Raw genomic sequence first — 20,476 nt, forward strand, 5'->3', positions numbered from 1 at the left:
CATGCGCATCGCTACCTGGAACATCAACTCCGTCCGCACCCGCGCCCAGCGCGCGGTGGACTTGCTGGCCAAACACGACATCGACGTGCTCTGCCTGCAAGAAACCAAGGTGGCGGATGCGAAGTTCCCCCGCGAGCCTTTCGAGGAGGCCGGCTACCACGTCACCTGCCACGGCCTGAACCAGTGGAATGGCGTGGCCATCCTCTCCAAGGAAGAACCGGAGGAGGTCCAGACCTTCTTCCCCGCTCAGCCGGGTTTCCACAAGGACCCCGCCAAGGAGCAAAAGCGCGAGGCCCGGGCGGTCTCAGCCCGCATCCGCGGGATTGAGATCTGGTCCCTCTATGTTCCCAACGGGCGCGAGATTACGGACCGGCACTTCGATTACAAGCTGGACTTTCTCTACTCCTTGGCGCGCTATGTGGAAACCCGCGCGCAATCGAAACTACTGCTCACGGGCGATTTCAACATTGCTCCACGGGATGAGGACGTCTGGGACATCTCTCTTTTCCGCGGCAAGACGCACGTTACCGAGCCCGAGCGCGCGGCTTTCCAGATGCTTCAGGAGGCCGGGCTGCAGGAGGTTACGCGCCGTTTCACCGAAGAGGAGCGCTGGACTTACTTTGATTACAAGTCCCTGCGCTTCCAGAAGAACGAGGGCATGCGCATCGACTTCCAGCTAGCCAGCGAGCCACTAGCGCGCCTCGTCCAGGGCGCCCAGGTGGACATGGTGGAGCGCGCCGGTGACAAGACTTCCGACCACGTGCCGCTGATCGCAGATTTCGATGTCCCCGATTTCGCGTCGGTGCGCTAGCCTGCCATGAGCGTGAACGTCGATCTCTCCGTCTGGCAGCTCGTGCTGCTGGTTATTGACTACGGCATCAAGATCATCGCCATCGGCGTGGTCCCCGAGGGCCGCCGCCCCTCCAGCTCTACCGCCTGGCTGCTGGCCATTCTGGTGCTGCCGATCGTGGGGCTGCCGCTGTTCTTGCTCATGGGCTCGCCCTACATCAACCGCCGCCGTCACCGCATCCAACAAGAGGCCAACGCGCTTCTCAACGACGTCACCGCCTCCACCCCCAACCATCCCTCCGGCCGGCTTTCCCCGGAGGTGGAATCCCTCATCCAGCTCAACCGCAACCTCACCGGGCACCCGGCCCTCATCGGGCACAACAAGGGCCTCCACGCCTCCTATGAGGAGGCCATCTTGGCCATGGCGCGGGCCGTGGACCGGGCTGAGAAATACGTGCTCATTGAGATCTACATCCAGTCTTGGGATGAGGTGACCGATGTTTTCTTCCAGTCCTTGGCGCGCGCCCGCGAACGCGGCGTGGAGGTTAAACTGCTGCTGGACCAGATCGGCAGCCTGAAATACAAGGGCTACTTCACGCTGGGCAAGCGCCTCACCGAGATTGACGTCGACTGGCGGCTCATGCTTCCGCTGCAGCTGCATAAGGGACGTTTCCGCCGCCCGGATTTGCGCAACCACCGCAAGATCGTGGTCATTGACGGCCACACGGGCTTCTTGGGCTCGATGAACATGATCAAGCGTGAATACAAGACCAAGGACCGCGCATGGATCGACTACATGGTCGAAATGACCGGACCGGTGGTCACTTCGCTCGCCGCGGTGTTCGCGGTGGATTGGTATCTGGAATCAGAGGAGCAGCTGTCCTTGGACATGCAGCCCTATGACGACGCCATGACGGCGGACTCCAACCACCTCCAGCTGGTCCCCTCCGGCCCCGGCTACACCACGGAACCCAACCTGCGCATGTTCAACTCGGTGGTGCACCACGCAAAGGAAAAGCTCATCCTCTGCTCGCCCTACTTCATCCCGGATGAGTCCCTCTTGGAGGCGGTGACCACCGCCTGCTACCGTGACGTCGAAGTGGAGCTCCTAGTGTCCGCGAAGGCGGACCAGTTCATGGTCCACCACGCGCAGTCCTCCTACTACCAGGCGCTCCTGGAGGCCGGCGTACGGATCTTCCAATTCCCCGAGCCCTTCGTGCTGCACTCCAAGTTCATCCTGGCGGACCCGGGCCTGCCGGAGCGCGAACCGCTGTGCATGTTCGGGTCTTCCAACATGGATATGCGCTCCTTCGGCCTCAACTATGAATCGACCATGCTGGTGGCCAAGGGCGACCTCATCGAGGATTTCACCCAGCTGGCCACCAATTACAAGAAGGTCTGCCACGAGCTCACCCTCGAAGAGTGGAACGAGCGCGGCGTGCTGCGCCGCTACGTGGACAACGTCATGCGCCTGACTTCAGCGCTGCAGTAGGAGCACGCCCGCGAGCTCGATTTGCCTCGCCCTTGATTGGGCATGACCTATCCAGAATATGCACCCAGCGCCGCATCGTATGTCCACACTTCTGCGGTAATTCCGGTGGCGCGCTTATACAGCTCGCGCTCAGTCAGAATACAAAGGTCGCCGCCACCAACCTGCTGAGTCATCATATCCACCATTGATAGACCCGCACGGTGCCTTGAGACGAGCTCGGTGATGAACTCCTTGTTCCACTGAAAGTCATGCAGGATCCATGGGGCTTGTTGATGGGCGGTCAGCTCTAGCATCTGGGAAAATTTTTCCGCAATATTGCGCCTCACGTCGCCCTGCGGAAGCTGCGCAATGTGATTTCCGGTTTCAATCACCGCGGTAATCGGCAGGATGAACTTCGCGTTCTCACTTTGGCGTTCCGCAAAATCGATTTTGGCTTGTTCTTTAGCTTGGCATTTGTGAGGAATCGCAAGCAGGTTATCCAGCACAGAGGTATCGATGAAGTAAACGCGCATCAGCCGATCCCAAAAAGCCGATTCATGTTCTCGAAACTAATCTGCGTTTCGGTGTCATCGACTAATTCACCAGCGGTGACCGCAGCACCCAAGCTGTGCTTGGAAATGGATTCCACGAAATCCGGTAACTCCACCAAAGGCGAGAGCTCGCTTTGCCCGGTTCTGCTATCCCGGTAGCACACTGCTACCTGACCGTTTTTCTCCCCAGAAATCTGGTCCAAGATGGCAGGACTGTGGGTCGTGACAAGAACCTGCGAGTCATGTTTGCGTGCGGATTCGCTAAGCATCTGCATAACTCTTTGCGCCTGCGAAGGGTGGAGCCCGTTTTCCATTTCTTCGACGACAATTTGAGCTACTGGGTTCTCTACGTCATCACCAAGTTCAAGTGGCTGTTCGATATCCAAGTCCTTGGGCGCAGTTTTAAGCGCCGTTGCAATTGCGAGGAATCGGAGGAGGCCATCGCTCATTTCACGAGCAGGCGTTCTTTCTTGCTTTCCATCTTCGAAGTGTTCCACGAGGGTCAGCATGACTTCGTCCAACGGGGAGTCAATAAAGTCCAGTGTGGAATCCACTCCAGTCACGTGAGCGGCCAGCTGCCCTAGCTCTTGGAAAGTCTTGGGGGAATCCTTGTGCAACTGCCACAGCACCGCCGAGAGGTTCTCACCGCTACGCTTCAGCTGCGTGCTCTTCCTTGGAACGTAATCCCGCATAAGGCTGGGGACTGGATCGAGGTGAAACACTGATCGAAGCGCCATGGACACAATCGACGCCCCTTTCAACACTGAATTCTCTGCACGGTTCTTTCCCGCAAGCACCGCTTTAATCTGTCCCAAGATAAGGCGAGAGTCACGCAAGAGTGTGGTGGGGTTTGCCCCACGCTTTCCGCTAAAAATTAACGTGTAGATCCCAGCTCGGTTGTCTGCTGCCGGCTGGGTCTTAAACAACTCTGCATCGCTAGTGCGGGTGCCGCTCTTTACGGAATATCCGGTACCCACGAGGCTTTCTTTGACAACACGCAACTCCGGATATACCTGAACCTCGACGTCATAGCGGTACGTATCTGTCCCAGATTCAACGGTACAGCCCAGTTCAAAGCTCTCGGTGCCATGCGGGGCGCAACCACGAGAGCCACCTCGGATCGGGCCGGTTTGGGTCATGCGCCCATCAAGTGCGTCTCCTAGTTCTGCCCCCGATGCCAAGCGGGACAAAACCTCCAGCCCATCCAAAGCATTCGACTTTCCAGAACTGTTTAGGCCAGTCAGAAAAGTGACTGGATGCAGAGTCAATACAGCATCTTGGAAGGACTTGAACTTGCTCAGGCGAAGCTCAGCGAGACGTGGGGTAGCCATGCGGCCAATAATACGCATGAACGCTCTCTGCGTTGTGCACATCTGTTGAACTTCACGCAGCTCCACGAGCCAGACGCGTGGACACCACGAGGCCGCACAGCGAGATGAAGCTGCAGCACACCATGCCGATGGCCATGGTCAGCGCGGCGTTCGAGCCCCAGCCCATGAGCGGGCTGATGGCACTGGCTAGCATGGACTGCCCAAAGCCCATGATCGCGGACACGCTGCCCGCCCGCGGGCGCATCAAACCCGTGGCCAAGGCGGTGGCGTTGCCCATAATGAAGCCGGTCGGTGCCACGCAAGCAAAAAGCACAATGAGGCAGACCCACACCGGGGCGCCGAGCAGTACCGCCAGCAGGAGGAGCACCCCGCAGACAAAGACACCGGTCACGCCGATGCGCAACATGACCGCCGGGGAGACCGAATCCATCGCCCGCGAATTCACCAGCGTGGCCGCAAAGAGGCCCACGGAGTTGATGCCGAAGATCAGCGAATAGCCCAGCGGTGAAAAGCCCCACTGTTCTTGCACCACGAAGGCCGAGGCGGAGATGTAACAAAACATCGAGCAGAAGCCGAAGGCCATGGTCACCAGGTAGCCCCAGACCCGGGCGTTAGTCAGCACCGCCCAGTAATTGCCCGCCACCGTGCGCAGCAACCCATCGCGAGAGCGGCCGCCCGCAGTTTCCGGGACGATAGCGATGGCCAGGACCAACTGCACCGCATGCAGCCCGGCAAGCACCCAAAAAATGCCGCGCCAGCCCAGCGGCTCCGCCAGGATGCCGCCCAGTACCGGGGCTACCGCAGGAGCGATACCTTGGAGCGCCATGAGCAGTGAATAGGCTTTCGCCGCCGCGGCACCATGCACGAGGTCCGGGACCACCGCGCGGGAGAGCACCACGCACGCACCGCCGCCGAGGCCCTGCAGCACGCGGGCCACGACGAGCACCGAGGCCGTCGGGGCCATCGCCGCTAACACGGAAGCCAGCAGAGCGAGAAAGGCGCCGGCGACAAGGAGGCGCTTGCGCCCGATGGCATCAGACAGCGGGCCCATGACGAGTTGGCCCATGCCCATGCCGACGAAGAAGCCCGAAATGGTCAGCTGCACCATGGCCCGGGTGGTGCCCAGATCGGCGACGATCTCCGGCATCACCGGCAGGTACATATCAGTAGCGAAGGGCGCTGTTGCGGACAACAGCGCCAACGTCGCCAGAAGCGGAAAAGGGATCACGCGTCGCGCTGCTCCAGCACGATAACGCCCAGGATCCACAGCACACCAGCCCAGCCGAAGAAGACGAGGGCCTCAAAGCCAATCGAGCTCCACGGGGCGTTCTCATCCACGTAGTCCAACGCCCAGTTCTGGAAAGCAGTAAACGGCATGAAGTGGATGATCTTATCTCCCACTACCGGGAGCAAACGCACCAAGTTTTCCAGGCCCATGTACAAGATGAGGGAAATCGCCACCGTGCCGGCGGTCTGCCGTAGCAGCAGACCCAGCCCCTGCACGAAGAGCACCGCGCCAAAGGCCGCGATGGGGAAGGCCCACAGCATGTGCTTGCCGTCGTCGCTGGAGAAAGGCTGGAAGGCCTCCGCCGCGGATTCGTTTGCCGTGAGATCCGCCAACACGAAGATGTACACCAATCCCAAGAAGGCGATGACAGCCGCAATCACGCCGTACACCACCAGTTTGGCGCAGGCCACGCTCCAGCGATTCGGGTTGGCCAAGAAGGTGAGGGATTGCGTCTTGTAGCGGTACTCCGTGGTCACCATCATCGCGCCCTGGATCATCATGATCGGCACGCCCATGAGCAGGAGGACGGAGGCCAGGCTCATCGGCTGCAGCGGGCTAATGCCGAGCACCGCCTCCCCCGCGTTGAGCGAGTTCAGCAGCGTCCAGCCGGTCACGATGAGGAAGATGAGCGCGGTGGTCCACCAGAAGGACTTCGTCGTGCGCAGCTTCGTCCACTCCGCGTGAACAGTGTTGAAAAACATTAGAACTGGGCCCCTTTCTGCGGTGCCTCCGCTTGGTACTGCACCGCGCGATCCGTCATGGCCACATAAGCCTCCTCCAGTGAGGCGCGGTGGAGGGTCAATTCCGTCAGCGGCACTCCCGTGGAATAGGCCAGCTTGCCCACGTAGTCTGTGGTCTGGTGAGGGATCACCAGCGTCGGGCGCTGCTCTTCATCGACCGACTCGCGGAAGGTCACTCCAGCCTCCTTGAGCGCCGAGCCGAACTCGCGCAGGTGCTCCGAACGCACCACAACCGAAGCGCTGGAGTTTTCCTTCACAAAGTCATAGGTGCGCTGATTGGCCAAGAGCCTGCCGCGGCCAATGACCACCAAGTGGTCCGCCGTCTGCGCCATCTCCGCCAGCAGGTGGGAGGAGATGAGCACCGTGCGGCCTTCTGCCGCCAGCGCCCGCACGAGCGAGCGCACCCAGCGAATACCTTCCGGATCCAAGCCGTTGACCGGCTCGTCCAGGATCAGCACGCCCGGATCCCCCAGCAGTGCGGCAGCCAGGCCGAGGCGCTGGCCCATACCGAGGGAGAAGCCGCCGGCCTTCTTGCCAGCAACATCAGCCAGCCCCACCAGGCCCAGCACCTCATCGACGCGGGAGGTAGGGATACCGTTGGCCTGCGCCATCCACAACAGGTGGTTGGCAGCGGTGCGGTTGGCGTGGACCGCTTTGGCGTCGAGAAGCGCGCCCACCTCACGCAGCGGGTTCTTCAGCTCGCGGTAGCGCTTGCCGTGCACCAGAGCGGTGCCAGCGGTGGGCTTGTCCAAGCCCAGGATCATGCGCATCGTCGTTGATTTTCCAGCGCCGTTGGGCCCCAGAAAGCCGGTCACTTGGCCCGGCTCCACCTGGAAGGTGAGGTCATCGACGGCGCGGACAGACTTGTACTGTTTGGTCAGTCCGGCTACTTCAATCATGTCCTACAGCGTGCCACAGGTTCCTGCCGCGCGCCTGTATCACCTGGTGATGTCTTCCCAGTACTTCAACAACCGCGGCAGCGCTTCCCGGAAGGGCGCTAAGAGTTCTAGCTCTTCTACCTGGTTAAACGGGACCCAGCGCAGCTCGGCGGATTCTTCGTTAGCGGTCGTGGCCAAGCGCTGCCCCGAGACCGTCCGCGCCAACACCGTGGTATAGGTCCAGCCTTCCTCGAAGGGCCCGGCAGTGACGATGGCATCCAGCACCTCAACGTCTGCCGGCGAGATTCCGGTTTCCTCCTCCGTCTCCCGCAGCGCGGCCTGCTCCGGCGACTCCGGCTTATCCCGCGCCCCGCCCGGGATTCCCCAGGTCCCACCGTTATTCGTCCACGTCGCGCGATGCTGGAGCAGTACCTCATCGCCCGCCACGAGGAAGAGACCAGCTGCTCCAAACTTGCCCCACACCGGCACCCCGCCCGGGCCCTTCGACCAGCCATCACCGGAAAGTTCTGGGTTAACGCGTGCACACATGCCTTACACGATACGCGACAAACTCCCCGCGCCAACGCCCCCGAAATCATCGCGCGAAGCGCACGAGAGCGCTATCCTAAGGGAATGACCGGCCCGGCCACCGAACTGCGCGAGCACTCCCCCGAATCATGGGGCGATCATTGGCTCGATGACGTCACCGAGCCCTCCGCGCCGGTTTTTAGCCGCCCCACACAGCTGGCGATGAGCTCCTTCGCCGGCCCCGCGCGGGTCATTCGGCGCCTCTATAGCTTCGCCATCACCACTCCCGGCAAGCTGTTTACGGTTACCGTCATCCTCACCGCAGCGCTCGCCGCGGCCGGCTTTTCCATGTCCTCCTCCTCGGCCGCGCGCCACGATGATCTGGACACGCTGCTAGCCTCCACCGAGCCGATGTCCAACGCGGCGCACCACCTCTACACCAACCTGTCTTTAGCCGATACTGTCGCCACCACCGGCTTCGTCCAGGCAGGCGTGGAGCCGGAGGATAACCGCGACCGCTATAACGAGGCCATCGACGCCGCCTCCGTCGCCGCCACGCAGGCCATCGTCGGTACCTCCGCCGAAGATGACCGCGTGCGCGAGCTCGTCACGTTTATCCAGCGCAAGCTGCCGGTCTACACCGCCCTGGTGGAAAAGGCCCGCGTCAATCACCGTGCCGGCCACGCCGTGGCGAACTCCTACATGTCCAATGCCTCGGCGCTCATGCGCACCCAGATTCTCCCCGCCGCCGCGGAGCTGTTCACCCTGACCTCGGAGAAGGTGACCCAGCAACAACAGCGCCTAACCCGCCCGCAATGGGTGCCGCTCTCGGGCCTGGTCGCGGCGATCATTTTCCTCGGCTTGGCGCAGTGGTGGCTGTGGCGGCTGACCCGCCGCCGCTTCAACCGCGGTTTCGTGGTGGCCACGGGACTGTTGTTCTTGGCGCTGGTGTGGGCCGCTGGCTCCAACTTCGCCACGTGGGCCTCCGGCCACCAGGGCTTCGAGACGGTCTCGCGCCCCTGGGATTCGCTGACCGCCTCGCGCATTGAGGCCCAGCAGATGCGCACCTCGGAAACCCTGGCGCTGGTCCTGCGCTCCTCCCAACAGGACATGTCCGTGCACTTTAACTCCACGGTGTACTCGGTGGACCGGGCCCTGCGGGACTATGAGCAGGCGCTTGACGACGACGACTTCCCCTCCTCCGATCCTTCCTTGATTCCTCGCGCCAAGGAGGCCTTGGAGGATTGGGAAACCACGCACGATGCTTTCATGGAGGATCTCTCCATGGGCCATTACGACGCCGCGCTCTACCAAGCCACCGCCATCGATCCGGATGGTGACCCGACCGCCGCCAGCGCCTTCAATGCCGTGGATAACTCCCTGGCCGCGCTCATCGACCAAGCCCGCGACGCCATGCGCACCTACCTGGTTCAGGGTCTCAATGCCATGACCATGGTGTCTACCGGCGTCCTCCTAGCCACGTTTGGCGCGATTATCGCCGTGTGGCTGGGTATCCGCCCCCGCCTGCAGGAGTACCTGTGATGCGCCGCCGAACCGACCACCGCCAGCACGCCACTGCGGCCGTGCTGCTGCTCAGCGCCGCCGTGACACTCAGCGCCTGCGAGCCGAAGCCGCCCAACACGCCGGATCCGATCCTGCCCTCCAGCGCGGATCTCAACTCCACCCCGGGGCCGCCGCTGCCGGAGGACGCCATCATCGAACCCGCCGGCACGGGAGAGGTGTCCAAGCAAAGCACCGCGGACGTTTACGGCTCCTACCGCCCGGACGATAAGAAGCCGGAGGAGCGCGTGCCCAACATCCTGACGCGCGGCCGACTCATCGTGGGCGTGGACCGCTCCAATAACCTACTCAGCTACCGCGATACCGCCAGCGGCGAGGTCCGCGGATTCGAGGTCGATATCGCCCGCGAAATCGCCCGCGATATCTTCGGGGATCCCGACAAAGTGGACTTCCGCTTCGTGGAGGCCTCCGACCGCGCGCGTGCACTGAATGAGCGCACGGTGGACATGGTCATCCGCACCATGACGATTAGCCCCGAGCGCCAACGCGAAGTGGCCTTCTCCATTCCGTATATGCAGACGGATGCACGGTTGCTGGTGCTGAAGAACTCGGGCATCCATTCCATCACGGAGGCCGCCGGGCTAACGTTGTGTGCGGCGAAAGGTTCCACCATGGTGGATGCGATACGCAAGCACTCGCCGTCTTCCGATATTTTGGAGACCCGTACCTGGGGCGATTGCCTTATGGCGCTGCAGCTGGGCCAGACGGATGGCATCGTCGTGGATGACGCCCTGCTGTCCGGCATGCTAGCGCAGGATAAATACACCGAGATCGTCGGCGATCCTTTGGAAAGCCAGAGCTATGGCGTGGCCGTGCGCAAGCCCGATGCCTCCTATGACTCGCGCCCGCTCATCCGTCAGATCAACTCCACGTTGGAGCGCATCCGCCGCGACGGCACCTGGCAGGAGCTCTTTAATACCTGGCTGGGGAATTACATGGAGCAGCCCGTACTCCCGGAGCCGAAGTACCTCAACGAGACTCCGCCTGCCGAGGAATCACAGCCGAGCTCCGCAGCCAAGGACCAGCCCGGCGAGAAGAAGGAGGGACAATAATGTCGCACCGCTTCACCGAGGATGAGCTCGATCACCTCACGCCCGAAGAGCACGAGGACGCTCAGCCCGACGCCGCCACGACCGCTAACCACCCCGCCGCCCACGACGTCACTAACGACGCCGCCACCGACGCCACTAACGACGCCACCCAAGCCGTGCGCTTCGATCCCTTCGCGGATGACGATGACGACTATTCGGAGGACCACCACCTCAGCGTCTCCCCCTCAGATTCGCACAGCGCGGGAACAGCAGCTGCCGGCGCCGCCGACGCCGAAGCCTCCGACCGCACCGCCGCCGTGCCCTTTGATCCCTTCGCGGATGACGATGACGATGACTACGAGGCCGCCACCGGCGCCCGCCTCTCCCCCGCGAATCGCGTGGGCACGAGCGGCACGGCGACGGGCCAACCCGACGATGGCGAATACGTCGACTCGGACAATATCGCCGCGCTCATCGAGGAGCTGGGGCAGCTGCGTGATCGCCGCAAAGCAGAGGACCCCTCGCAAGCCTCGCGGCGCCGCGCGCTCGATACCTTCCGCCAGCGCCGCAGCACCAAGCGCACCGATCGGGAGGTGGCCGATGGCATGGCCACCTTGCCCTTCGTTGTCCCGGGCAACCCGCGCGACGCGCTCATCGATCCCAAGGACGCGCCCCGCGCCGCCCCACCGCAGCTCAAGCCGGGCGACATGGTGGCCGGCCAGTACGAGATCTTGGGCGTGCTCGCGCATGGCGGGCTGGGCTGGATTTACCTGGCCAACGACCACTTCGTCTCCGGGCGCATCGTGGTGCTCAAGGGCATGCAATCCACCAACTCCGCCGAGGAGACCGCCACCGCGGAGGCGGAGCGTGAGTTCCTCGCGGACATCACGCACCCGAATATCGTGAAGATTTTCAACTTCATCGATGACCCCCGCGTGCCCGGCGGCTTCATCGTCATGGAGTACGTCGGCGGCCCCTCACTGAAGCAGCGCCGCAACGACCAGGTCAATGACCGCTTCCCTGTCGACACTGCGATTGCCTACATCCTGGAAATCCTGCCCGCCCTGGATTACTTGCACGCCCGCGGCGTGGTCTACAACGACTTGAAGCCCTCCAACATCATCGTCACCGAGGACCAGGTCAAGCTCATCGATCTGGGCGCGGTCTCTGGCATCGGCGCCTTCGGCCACATCTACGGCACGCAGGGTTTCCAGGCCCCCGAGATCGCCACGCAGGGCCCCTCGGTGGCCAGCGATATTTACACCATCGGCCGCACCCTGGCCTGCCTGACGCTGAAGCTGCCGGTGGAGGACGGCGTCTACAAACCCGGCCTGCCCTCCCCCACGGAGGAGCCGCTGCTGCGCCGCTACCTCTCCTTCTACCGCCTGCTGTTGCGCGCCACGGATCCGGACCCACAGCAGCGCTTCGCCTCCGTCTCCGAGCTGCGTGACCAGCTCTTCGGTGTACTGCGGGAGGTCATCGCGCTCCGCGATGGCATCCAGCACCCAGCCCAGCACTCGGTCTTCTCCCCGCAGCGTACGACCTTCGGCACGAAGCACCTGGTCTTCCGCACGGATCAGCTCATCGACGGCATCGACCGCACCGTCCGCATCACCGCCCCCGAGGTGGTCTCCGCACTGCCCATCCCGCTCATCGTCCGCTCCGACATCGGCGCCCCACTGCTGCAAGGTTCCTCCTATACCGAGCCACAAGAAGCGCTGGAAACCCTGCGCCAGGCCATGCAGGCCCCGGAGTATGAGGAATCCGCGGAGATTCCACTCGGCGTAGTGCGCGCCATGATTGACTTGGGCTACATCGGCCAGGCCCGCGAGTGGCTGAATTCCATCGAAGACCGCCTGGGGAGGGACTGGCGTTTCCACTGGTACTCGGGCGTGACCGAGCTGCTTTTGGATAAGTACCGCGAGGCCCAAGCCCACTTCGCCCACGTCCTCGACGTGCTGCCTGGTGAGGCCGCCCCCAAGCTGGCCATCGGCGCGGTCAATGAGCTCATCCTGCAGCAGCTAGGTTTTTCGGAGGCCGCGCTGATCGACGCCTCCGTTGCCCGCGCCTGCGCCAACCTCACCACCTCGCTCGCGGATCTGCCCAACGACGCTTTTGAGGATCAGCCCGGCATCTGGGACCACGTCACCGATGACCCCGCCCACCTGCGTTTCAACTCGCTGCGCCTCTACGGCATCGTGTGGGCGACGAACCCGACGACGGTCTCCTCCGCCTTCGGCTTGGCCCGCCAGCTGCGCGCTGAGCACCAAGTTGAGCTCGCCGTGGCCACCTTGGATAAAGTCCCCAACGCCTCGCGCCACCACCGCATGGCCCGCTTGACCACGGTTTTACAGCTCATCGTCCACGATCTTTCCGAGTCCCGCATCCGGCGTGCCGCCCGCCGTTTGGAGGAGATTCCGCAGAACGAGCCGCGCTTCTTGCAGATCAAGATCGCAGTCATCTCCGCCGGGCTGACCTTCCTGCGCGAATCAGACCTCAATGCTGCGGCCTCCCCCAACGATCTCTTCGAGTTCCCCTTCACCCAGCGCGGCCTGCGCTACGGCCTGGCGGATACCCTGCGGGCACTGGCGCGCCAGGCGCCGTTCGCCCGCCACCGCTACGCGCTGGTGGACCTGGCCAACAAGGTCCGCCCGGTCACGATGTTCTAATACAACCCCGCCTCCCGGGCCATGGCCGCAATGCCCGCGGACTTCTGCGCGATGGCCAGCTCCTCGTTGGTCGGCACCACGAAGACCTTGACCTGGGAGTCCGCGGTCGAAATCATGCGCGGCTCCTTCGAGCGCACGAGGTTGGCTTCCTTATCGAAGTCAATGCCGTACATGTCCAGGTTGTACAACGAATCCTGGCGGACCTCAGTATCGTTCTCACCCACGCCGGCGGTAAACGTAATCGCATCCACGCGGCCCAGCGCAATCATGTAGGCACCAATGAAGCGGCGCAGCTGGTGGATGTAGATGTTATAAGCCAGCCAGGCATCCTGGTCCTCGTTGTTAATGCGCTCGCGCAGCACGCGGAAGTCGTTGACACCCGCAATGCCCTTCACACCGGAGCGCTTGTTCAGCAAGTCATCAATCTCATCAATCGACATCCCTGCCTCACGCGAGAGGTGGAAGATGATACCCGGATCGATATCACCCGAACGGGTACCCATAGCCAGACCAGCCAGCGGGGTCAGGCCCATCGAGGTATCGATCGGGCGACCGTTGCGAATCGCCGCCGCCGAAGCACCATTGCCCAAGTGCAGCGTGATCTGGTGGACGTGCCCCGGGTCCATGTCCAGCAGCTTCGGCACCTGCTGCGAGACGAACTCGTGGGAGGTTCCGTGGAAACCGTAACGGCGGATGTCATACTGCGAGGCCACATCGTTATTGATGGCGTACAGTGCGGCCGCCGGCGGCATGTGGTTGAAGAAAGCCGTATCGAAGACCGCCACGTGCGGGATCTCCGGCAGCAGCTTGCGCGCCACGCGGATGCCGTCCAGGTTGGCCGGGTTGTGCAGCGGCGCGAGCGGGATGAGGTCCTCGATCATGGACTCGATCTGGTCCACGATGAGCTGCGGCTCGCTAAATAGGCGCCCGCCGTGCACCACGCGGTGGCCCACGGCGATGACCTCGACATCCGTCGGGCCTACACCGTGCTCGTGCATGATGCTAAACGCGCGGTCCAGGCCGAAGGAGTGGGTGGGAATCTCCAGCTCTTCCTTGTATTCCTCACCGCCCGTCTTGACGGTCACCGCACCCTGCGGCTCACCGACCTGCTCTACCAAACCCGAGACCAGCGGGGTATCCGTGGCCGAGCTCTCCGGGTCCACGAGCTGGAACTTTACCGAGGAAGACCCCGAGTTGAGAACGAGTACGTACGCCATCTACTTCACCCCTGCCTGAATAGCGGTGATAGCCACCGTGTTGATGATGTCCGGAACGGTCGCGCCACGCGAAAGGTCATTGACCGGCTTGTTCAGCCCCTGCAGAATCGGGCCCACCGCCAGTGCGCCACCGGTGCGCTGCGCCGTCTTGTAGCCAATGTTGCCGGCCTCCAAGTCCGGGAAGACAAAGACCGTAGCCTTACCCGCAACGTCAGAGTCGGGCGCCTTCTTGGCCGCCACGCCTGGGTCACAGGCAGCGTCGAACTGCAGCGGACCATCCACCGCCACGGAAGAATCGATACCGCGGGCCGCCTCAACGGCCTGTGCCACCTTCTCCACATCCGGCCCAGCGCCTGAGGTGCCCGTGGAGTAGGACAGCAGCGCCACGCGCGGATCCAGGCCGAACTGCGCTGCGGTCTGCGCGGAGACAATAGCGATCTCGCCGAGCTGCTCCGGAGTCGGGTTCGGGTTCACCGCGCAATCGCCGAAGGCCCACAGGCGGCCCGGCATCACCATGAGGAAGATGGAGGAAACCACGGAGGCCTCCGGCTTGGTCTTAATGATCTGGAAGGAAGGCTTAATGGTGTGCGCCGTGGTGTGCGCCGCGCCGGAGACCATGCCATCGGCCAAGCCCTTGTGCACCATCATCGTGGCGAAGTAGGACACGTCTTTCATGGTCTCGCGCGCCTGCTCCAGCGTCACCCCCTTCTTCTTGCGCAGCTCCGCGAAGTCTGCGGCAAACTCCTCCGCCAGCGGGGATTCCAGGTGGTTGATGATTTCCACCCCTGACAGGTCGATCCCGAGCTCCTGGGCGCGCTTCTCGACGTTCCCATCACCCAGAATCGTCAGCTTCGCCACCTTGCCCTTGATGAGCTCACCCGCGGCCTGAAGGATGCGGTCATCCTCGCCCTCCGGCAAAACGATGTGCGCTCCGACCTCGCGGGCCTGGTCCAGCAGCTGCTTCTGGAAGAGCTCGGCGGACATATAGGGCTCGATGTCGTCCAGAGAAGAAATCGCACCGGGAACCGAGGAAACGTCGGTCAACGCGCCGACCACCGTGGCGCCCACCGAGCGCGCGTGGCCCAGCGCCAACTCCGCCGCGCGGGCGGGCGCGTTAGAAATCAGGACAAAGGGCAGCCCCAGTGCGGCCGCGGCCTTGGCGTCAAAGTCCATAACGCCTGTGCCCTGGAGGACCAGATTGCCCGCGGGGGCATTTTCCAGGACCTCGCTGAGCGTGGTTCCCAGGTCATCTACCTGGGCGAAGGTGGCCCCCAGTTCCTGAGCCACAGCAGCAACGTCCAATCCGTCGAAGCCGCGCCCGATGACGCTAATAAAGGCGGAATTCCGTGAGGACTTGGCGGTCATGAGAAACCTTTCTCTGCTTAGAAAGCGTGTACCCGGGCTCACAAACTGGGCACACAGTGACACTACGACACTTTCACAGTACGGGAACGCACCCCTTCGCGCCGCCAAAGTGAGGCTTCATATCTCCAACGTTGCAGGCCAACAACTCCCCATACCGCCATAGAGTGCGGTATCCCACAGAAACTTGCCCCTCGTGACCACTTCGGAGTAGGGTCCTAACCAGGATTGTTACTTCGGGCAAGACCTAGGCTCCCCGCTCTTAGCCGTGTGGGGATGGTTCGCTATGGACCATTGTGGCCTAGGTCTTTTGTGGTTTTTAGCCACAGTGCCTGCCTACTCTCGAAAGGATTCTCATGTCGACAGAGACTCGCTCGGCAGCCGAAGCCATCTTGGATGGCATCGGCGGAGCGGAGAACATCACCTCTTTCACGCACTGTGCCACGCGCTTGCGCTTCGAGCTGGCTGATGCCTCCAAAGCCGATAAGGAAGCACTCGAATCTATCCCCAAGGTCATGGGCGCTGTGCCCCAAGGCGGGCGCAACTACCAGGTCGTCATCGGCGGCGACGTGGCCACGGTCTATGACGAGATCAACGCTCTCCCCCAGATGAAGAACGCCGGCGCGTCTACCGGCCGCTCCAATGACGATGTCAAGGCTGCTGCCCGTTCCAAGGCTAAGGGCAAACTGCCGTGGATGGATACCTTCTTCGAGTACCTCTCGGATTCCTTCCGCCCCATCCTGGGCGTGCTGCTGGGCGCCTCCCTGGTTATTGCCTTCGCCGCAGTGCTGGATGCGCTAGGCATCGTCGACTTCCGCGCTGAGGATAAGCCAGCATCCTGGCTTTTCGTCGACGCCATGTGGCGTTCCGTCTTCTTCTTCCTGCCCGTCATGGTGGCCTATAACGCCGGCAAGAAGCTGCGCATCGACCCCTGGGTCCCCGCTGCGGTCATGTTCGCGATGTTCACCCCGGAGTTCACCGGCCTCACCGACAACCCAGCCGTCCAATGCGTGACCAACGAGACGCTGTCTGCCGAGCAGTGCTCCATCGATATCTTCGGCCTGCCAATGCAGCTGCAGGACTACGGCGGAAATGTCTTCGTCCCGCTCATCATGGCCGCCGTCGCAGCGCTCTTCTACAAGGGTTTCCAGAAGCTCATCCCATCCGCGGTCCACATGGTCTTCGTCCCCTTCCTGACCCTGATTTTCCTCATCCCGCTAACGGCCTTCATCATTGGCCCCTTCGGCGTATGGGCCGGTAACGGCATTGGCGCTGGCCTGTCCTGGCTCAATGACAACGCTCCTTTCGTCTTCGCTCTGGCCATCCCGATGCTCTACCCGTTCCTGGTCCCGCTGGGTCTGCACTGGCCGCTCAACGCCCTCATGCTGGTCAACATCCAGACCTTGGGCTATGACTTCATCCAGGGCCCGATGGGCGCATGGAACTTTGCCTGCTTCGGCGCTACCGCCGGTGTGCTGGCCCTGTCCATCCGTGACCGCGACACCGTAATGCGCCAGACCTCCGGCTCTGCACTTCTGGCTGGCCTGCTGGGCGGTATTTCCGAGCCTTCCCTTTACGGTATCCACCTGCGCTACAAGCGCATCTACCCGCGCATGCTGGTGGGCTGCTTCGCCGGTGGCCTGACCGTCGCCCTGCTGACCCTGGGCTCCAACGGTATTACGACGAATGCCTTCGTCTTCACCTCACTGCTGACCATCCCGGTCTTCACCCCGATGGCCAAGTACGCCATTTCCATCGCAGTGGCTTTCTTCGTGGCCTTCCTGCTCATCCTTTTCACCGACTACCGCACCCCGGAGGAGCGCGCTGAGGCCAAGGCCGCCCGCGAGGCCGCCGAGAAGGCCGAGCTCGACAACGCCAACAACGCCACGCTTGCCGACGCCCCCGCATCCGCAGGCACCGCTGCTGCCGGCGCCGGCGCTGGCGCTGCCACCGCAACCGCCACCAAGGCAGACGCACCGGCCCAGGCCGCTGAGCCTGCTGCTGGCACCACCACCGACATCGCCTCGCCGGCCGCCGGCAAGGTCGTCCCGATGGCAGAAATCGATGACCCGGTCTTCTCCGCTGGAACGCTCGGCGATGGCGTCGGCATCGTCCCTGAGGGCAACGACGTCTACTCCCCGGTCAGCGGCACGATTGTCAGTGCTATGAAGTCCGGCCACGCCTACGGCATCAAGACTGAGGATGGCGTGGAGGTCCTCGTCCACATCGGCATCAACACCGTGAAGATGAAGGGCGAAGGTTTCGCTCCGGCCGTCAAGAAGGGCGACACCGTCAAGCAGGGTGAGCTGCTGGCCACCGTTGACTTCGACAAGGTCAAGGAAGCTGGCTACGACACCACCATCGTCCTGGCCGTAACCAACACCAAGGCACTGGCCGCCGTCACCCCGGCTGGCCTCAACCACGCCTCCGCCGGCGACACGGTCATCACCACGACCCGCTAAAGCACCCACGAGGGAACCTTTGGCCCCCGTTTAACGCACCCTGACTAAGCTGGCTCGATGTATCCACCATCGTGGCCGGCTTTAGTCGTTTTACCCTCAACCAGAAAGGTGCCTTGTGCAACTGTTGCGAGTGTTCAATAACAACGTCGTGCTCGCACGACGCGGCGCGGAGGACGTCATTGTCACCGGCCGCGGCATCGGCTTCCAGGCAAAGCCGGGCACTGAGGTTGACCCGACCAAGGTGGTGAAGGTCTTCGTTCCTGACTCCGGCCGCGACCCGGATCACCTAGCCGCCATGATCGCCGGCATCCCCGGCGAGTACGTGCAACTGATCATCGACGCCATGCACTCCGTGGACATGTCTGAGGCACTACGCAGCAAGCTCACGCTGGTCGTGGCAATTGCGGACCACATCCACGGCGCGGTCAGCCGCGGCAACACGGTGTCTTATCCCCTCGAGGCTGAGGTCCGCCACCTCTACGCCGAGGACTTTAGCCTCGCGCAGCGGCTCCTCACCGCCATCAACAGTGGCCTACACACACCACTGGCTGCCGACGAAGCCGTGGCCATTACCCTGCATCTGGTCAACGCCGGCTTCGCGGTCGGAGACCTTTCCGGCACCTACCGCATGACGGGGCTGATTCAGCAGATCCTGGCCGTCATCGGCTCCCACAACGGCACGGAACTCAACAGCGAGGACATCTCCGTCGCCCGCTTCATCACGCACCTGCGCTACCTGTTTGTGCGCATGGCGGAGCACCAGCAGCTCGACTCTGACGACCGCCAAGTAGCCACTGCCATCTCCGCGCGCTACCCCGATGCCGTCGAGACCGCCCAGATGGTGGCCAACCTTATTGAGCTGCGCCTCGACAGCGCCCTAACCCCCGATGAGATCTCCTACCTGACGCTGCATATTGCCCGCCTGCAGGAGGCCTCCGCCTAAACAGTCTGCGGCGTAAGCAGTACACCTGCTTAGGCCGCTGCGACGGCTTAAGCCGCCGGTGCCTCAGCACCCTCCTCGACGCCACCATCTACCGGCGCCTCAGCACCCTCCACCGGTGCCACCGGCTCCGCCACGGTGATGATGTTGTCTTCGTAGCCGAGCTGACCACCCACAAACTTGCCGCCACAGGTAATGAGGACCAAGCGGTTGTCTCCCTGCGTGTCATTGACCACGTCCGGGAAACCCGCGCCCTTCTGCAGGCGGTACGGCGCCTCGGTCACGCGGAATCGGCGCTCCTCACCATCGATGAAGACGGTAAATTCCTGGCCCAACTCCATGGTGGTGAACTTCTCTGCGAAGCCCGTGCCCTGACCTTGGTAGTTGATGTGGCCGGTAATAACGCTGGAGCCCACCGGACCAGCCTCGCCCGGCACCGCCGATGCGGAGTACCAGCCCAAGCGCTGTACATCGTGCGGGGGAATCAGCATGCCGGTATCAGTGACCTGAATCGGGTCCACGGCCGCGAACTCATCGTTAATGCCCAAGGACATCGCGCCAAAACCCCGAAACTCACCCGGCGCCGGTTCTACCTCGTGTTCCTGCTGGCCAGAGTCATCCACGAAGGGATCATTGTTCGTTGTTGGCGCTTCAACTTCAACGCTCTGCGAGGTTGATGTCTGTTCCTCAGCCGCATTCGTCTCTGCGGAATCTTCCTCACTGCGGCCCGCATAGAGCACTAGCTGTACGACAACCAAGATAATCGCGATGAGCGCTGCAATACCGATGAGCAGCTTCTTTTTGCTCTTCTTCCCATCACCTACCGGCTGCGCTTCGCTGGCGCGGTGTTCAGATGCAGAGGACTCACCAGGGTACTCCGGGATACCATTCTCTTCGCCATCAACAGTCATTCTCTACTCCTCGCTCTTGGCTTCTATGTTCTAACTTCTGAAATTTAGCTTTTAAATGTTTTGGCTCTAGTTATTCGTTTTAAACAATAGACTAAAAATCAGACGACGAATCCCCTCCAGCGTTTACGCCCTGGAGGGGATTGTCATCATTGCTCTCTGCGCCTTACCAACCCAACCGGTGAGGGCTGGGATGGTGTTGCAGTCTGGACTACTTGATGAAGTCCTTCATGCCTGGGTCAAGCTTCGTCGCACCGGAAGGTACGTGCTTGATCTCCACGCGCTCTGCATTGGACGGCAGCGGCTGACCGGAGTCCTCCGGCGGAGTTGCGTCTAGGACGGTGACCTCGCGGTCATCGCGGCCGGTGTTGTCACCAGTCTGCTCGGACGGTTCACCAGCGTTGTCACCGGTGGACTCACCATGGTCACCGCCACGGCCGTTGTCCTCGATGACCTCAGCGTTGTGGTCGCCATCGTGGCCACCATCATGTCCACCGTCACCGCTATTGCCACCATCAATGATGAGCTTGATGAGGCCCAGACCCGGGATGAGCAGCAGCCACCACGGCAGATCGGACTTCTTCGAGCTGCCATCGTTGTCGTCCTTATCCTTACCGTCGCCGTCATCCGGAGTCTCGGTCGTGGACTCAGACGGCTCGTCACCCGGCTTATTCGGAGTCGTTTCCTCACCCGGGTTATTCGGAGTGGTCTCCTCACCCGGCTGGTTCGG

General features: G+C 62.4%; 16 protein-coding genes and 1 pseudogene. 7 read left to right on the forward strand and 10 right to left on the reverse strand.

Annotation, left to right across the window (positions count from 1 at the left end; all coding sequences use genetic code 11):
* Nucleotide 1 precedes the first annotated feature (1 nt).
* Nucleotides 2-811 (forward strand): exodeoxyribonuclease III, encoded by an 810-nt coding sequence (locus HMPREF2807_RS06055; RefSeq protein ID WP_070511166.1) that lies wholly within the window; start codon nucleotides 2-4, stop codon nucleotides 809-811.
* 6 nt (nucleotides 812-817) lie between these two features.
* Nucleotides 818-2,281: a phospholipase D-like domain-containing protein gene (locus tag HMPREF2807_RS06060; protein ID WP_070511168.1), complete on the forward strand. Its 1,464-nt coding sequence runs from the start codon at nucleotides 818-820 to the stop codon at nucleotides 2,279-2,281.
* Nucleotides 2,282-2,328: 47 nt separating this feature from the next.
* Here the strand turns inward: HMPREF2807_RS06060 and HMPREF2807_RS06065 are convergent, their stop codons facing one another.
* The 6 genes from HMPREF2807_RS06065 to HMPREF2807_RS06090 are packed head-to-tail and all read right to left on the reverse strand — an operon-like array spanning nucleotide 2,329 to nucleotide 7,597.
* Nucleotides 2,329-2,793 (reverse strand): hypothetical protein, encoded by a 465-nt coding sequence (locus HMPREF2807_RS06065; protein WP_070511170.1) that lies wholly within the window; start codon nucleotides 2,791-2,793, stop codon nucleotides 2,329-2,331.
* Nucleotides 2,793-4,208, reverse strand: a complete 1,416-nt coding sequence (locus tag HMPREF2807_RS06070) for an AAA family ATPase (protein ID WP_083306689.1) — start codon at nucleotides 4,206-4,208, stop codon at nucleotides 2,793-2,795. Before HMPREF2807_RS06070 ends, HMPREF2807_RS06065 begins: the two co-directional genes overlap by 1 nt.
* The gene (locus HMPREF2807_RS06075) at nucleotides 4,195-5,370 is read right to left on the reverse strand and encodes a multidrug effflux MFS transporter (RefSeq protein ID WP_070511172.1); all 1,176 of its coding nucleotides are present in this window, start codon (nucleotides 5,368-5,370) and stop codon (nucleotides 4,195-4,197) included. Before HMPREF2807_RS06075 ends, HMPREF2807_RS06070 begins: the two co-directional genes overlap by 14 nt.
* Nucleotides 5,367-6,131, reverse strand: a complete 765-nt coding sequence (locus HMPREF2807_RS06080) for an ABC transporter permease (protein ID WP_070511174.1) — start codon at nucleotides 6,129-6,131, stop codon at nucleotides 5,367-5,369. Before HMPREF2807_RS06080 ends, HMPREF2807_RS06075 begins: the two co-directional genes overlap by 4 nt.
* Nucleotides 6,131-7,069: an ABC transporter ATP-binding protein gene (locus HMPREF2807_RS06085; RefSeq protein ID WP_070511176.1), complete on the reverse strand. Its 939-nt coding sequence runs from the start codon at nucleotides 7,067-7,069 to the stop codon at nucleotides 6,131-6,133. The genes HMPREF2807_RS06080 and HMPREF2807_RS06085 overlap by 1 nt, the downstream gene beginning before the upstream one ends.
* A gap of 39 nt (nucleotides 7,070-7,108) precedes the next feature.
* Complete coding sequence (locus tag HMPREF2807_RS06090; protein ID WP_070511178.1) at nucleotides 7,109-7,597, reverse strand: NUDIX domain-containing protein; 489 nt, start codon at nucleotides 7,595-7,597, stop codon at nucleotides 7,109-7,111.
* Between the two features lie 84 nt (nucleotides 7,598-7,681).
* Between HMPREF2807_RS06090 and HMPREF2807_RS06095 the strand changes: the two genes are divergently transcribed.
* Genes HMPREF2807_RS06095 through HMPREF2807_RS06105 form a run of 3 tightly spaced genes read left to right on the forward strand, consistent with a single transcriptional unit; the run spans nucleotide 7,682 to nucleotide 12,857 of the window.
* On the forward strand, nucleotides 7,682-9,118 hold the full coding sequence (locus tag HMPREF2807_RS06095; protein WP_070511180.1) for a hypothetical protein: 1,437 nt from the start codon (nucleotides 7,682-7,684) through the stop codon (nucleotides 9,116-9,118).
* The gene (locus tag HMPREF2807_RS06100; protein ID WP_070511182.1) at nucleotides 9,118-10,209 is read left to right on the forward strand and encodes a glutamate ABC transporter substrate-binding protein; all 1,092 of its coding nucleotides are present in this window, start codon (nucleotides 9,118-9,120) and stop codon (nucleotides 10,207-10,209) included. The genes HMPREF2807_RS06095 and HMPREF2807_RS06100 overlap by 1 nt, the downstream gene beginning before the upstream one ends.
* Nucleotides 10,209-12,857: a serine/threonine protein kinase gene (locus HMPREF2807_RS06105; RefSeq protein WP_070511184.1), complete on the forward strand. Its 2,649-nt coding sequence runs from the start codon at nucleotides 10,209-10,211 to the stop codon at nucleotides 12,855-12,857. The genes HMPREF2807_RS06100 and HMPREF2807_RS06105 overlap by 1 nt, the downstream gene beginning before the upstream one ends.
* On the opposite strand, the gene HMPREF2807_RS06110 is transcribed toward HMPREF2807_RS06105, so the two are convergent.
* Together HMPREF2807_RS06110 and pta are read right to left on the reverse strand one after the other, a co-directional pair.
* Nucleotides 12,854-14,074, reverse strand: a complete 1,221-nt coding sequence (locus HMPREF2807_RS06110; RefSeq protein WP_070511186.1) for an acetate kinase — start codon at nucleotides 14,072-14,074, stop codon at nucleotides 12,854-12,856. The genes HMPREF2807_RS06105 and HMPREF2807_RS06110 overlap by 4 nt on opposite strands.
* The gene (pta, locus tag HMPREF2807_RS06115; RefSeq protein ID WP_070511188.1) at nucleotides 14,075-15,439 is read right to left on the reverse strand and encodes a phosphate acetyltransferase; all 1,365 of its coding nucleotides are present in this window, start codon (nucleotides 15,437-15,439) and stop codon (nucleotides 14,075-14,077) included.
* A 353-nt stretch (nucleotides 15,440-15,792) separates the two neighbouring features.
* Here pta and HMPREF2807_RS06120 point away from each other — a divergent pair, with 353 nt between their 5' ends.
* Nucleotides 15,793-17,898: a glucose PTS transporter subunit IIA gene (locus tag HMPREF2807_RS06120; RefSeq protein WP_070511190.1), complete on the forward strand. Its 2,106-nt coding sequence runs from the start codon at nucleotides 15,793-15,795 to the stop codon at nucleotides 17,896-17,898.
* A 115-nt stretch (nucleotides 17,899-18,013) separates the two neighbouring features.
* The gene (locus HMPREF2807_RS06125) at nucleotides 18,014-18,841 is read left to right on the forward strand and encodes a PRD domain-containing protein (protein WP_070511192.1); all 828 of its coding nucleotides are present in this window, start codon (nucleotides 18,014-18,016) and stop codon (nucleotides 18,839-18,841) included.
* 47 nt (nucleotides 18,842-18,888) lie between these two features.
* Here HMPREF2807_RS06125 and HMPREF2807_RS06130 read toward each other — a convergent pair whose 3' ends face one another.
* Both HMPREF2807_RS06130 and HMPREF2807_RS06135 read right to left on the reverse strand, forming a co-directional pair.
* A complete protein-coding gene (locus HMPREF2807_RS06130; protein WP_070511194.1) occupies nucleotides 18,889-19,749 on the reverse strand; it encodes a class F sortase in 861 nt (286 codons plus the stop codon).
* Nucleotides 19,750-19,957: 208 nt separating this feature from the next.
* Nucleotides 19,958-20,476 (reverse strand): annotated as a pseudogene (locus HMPREF2807_RS06135) (hypothetical protein); the annotation flags it as partial.

Source organism: Corynebacterium sp. HMSC074A09 (genome assembly GCF_001811545.1).
In the GTDB taxonomy this organism is placed as follows: Bacteria; Actinomycetota; Actinomycetes; order Mycobacteriales; family Mycobacteriaceae; genus Corynebacterium; species Corynebacterium hiratae.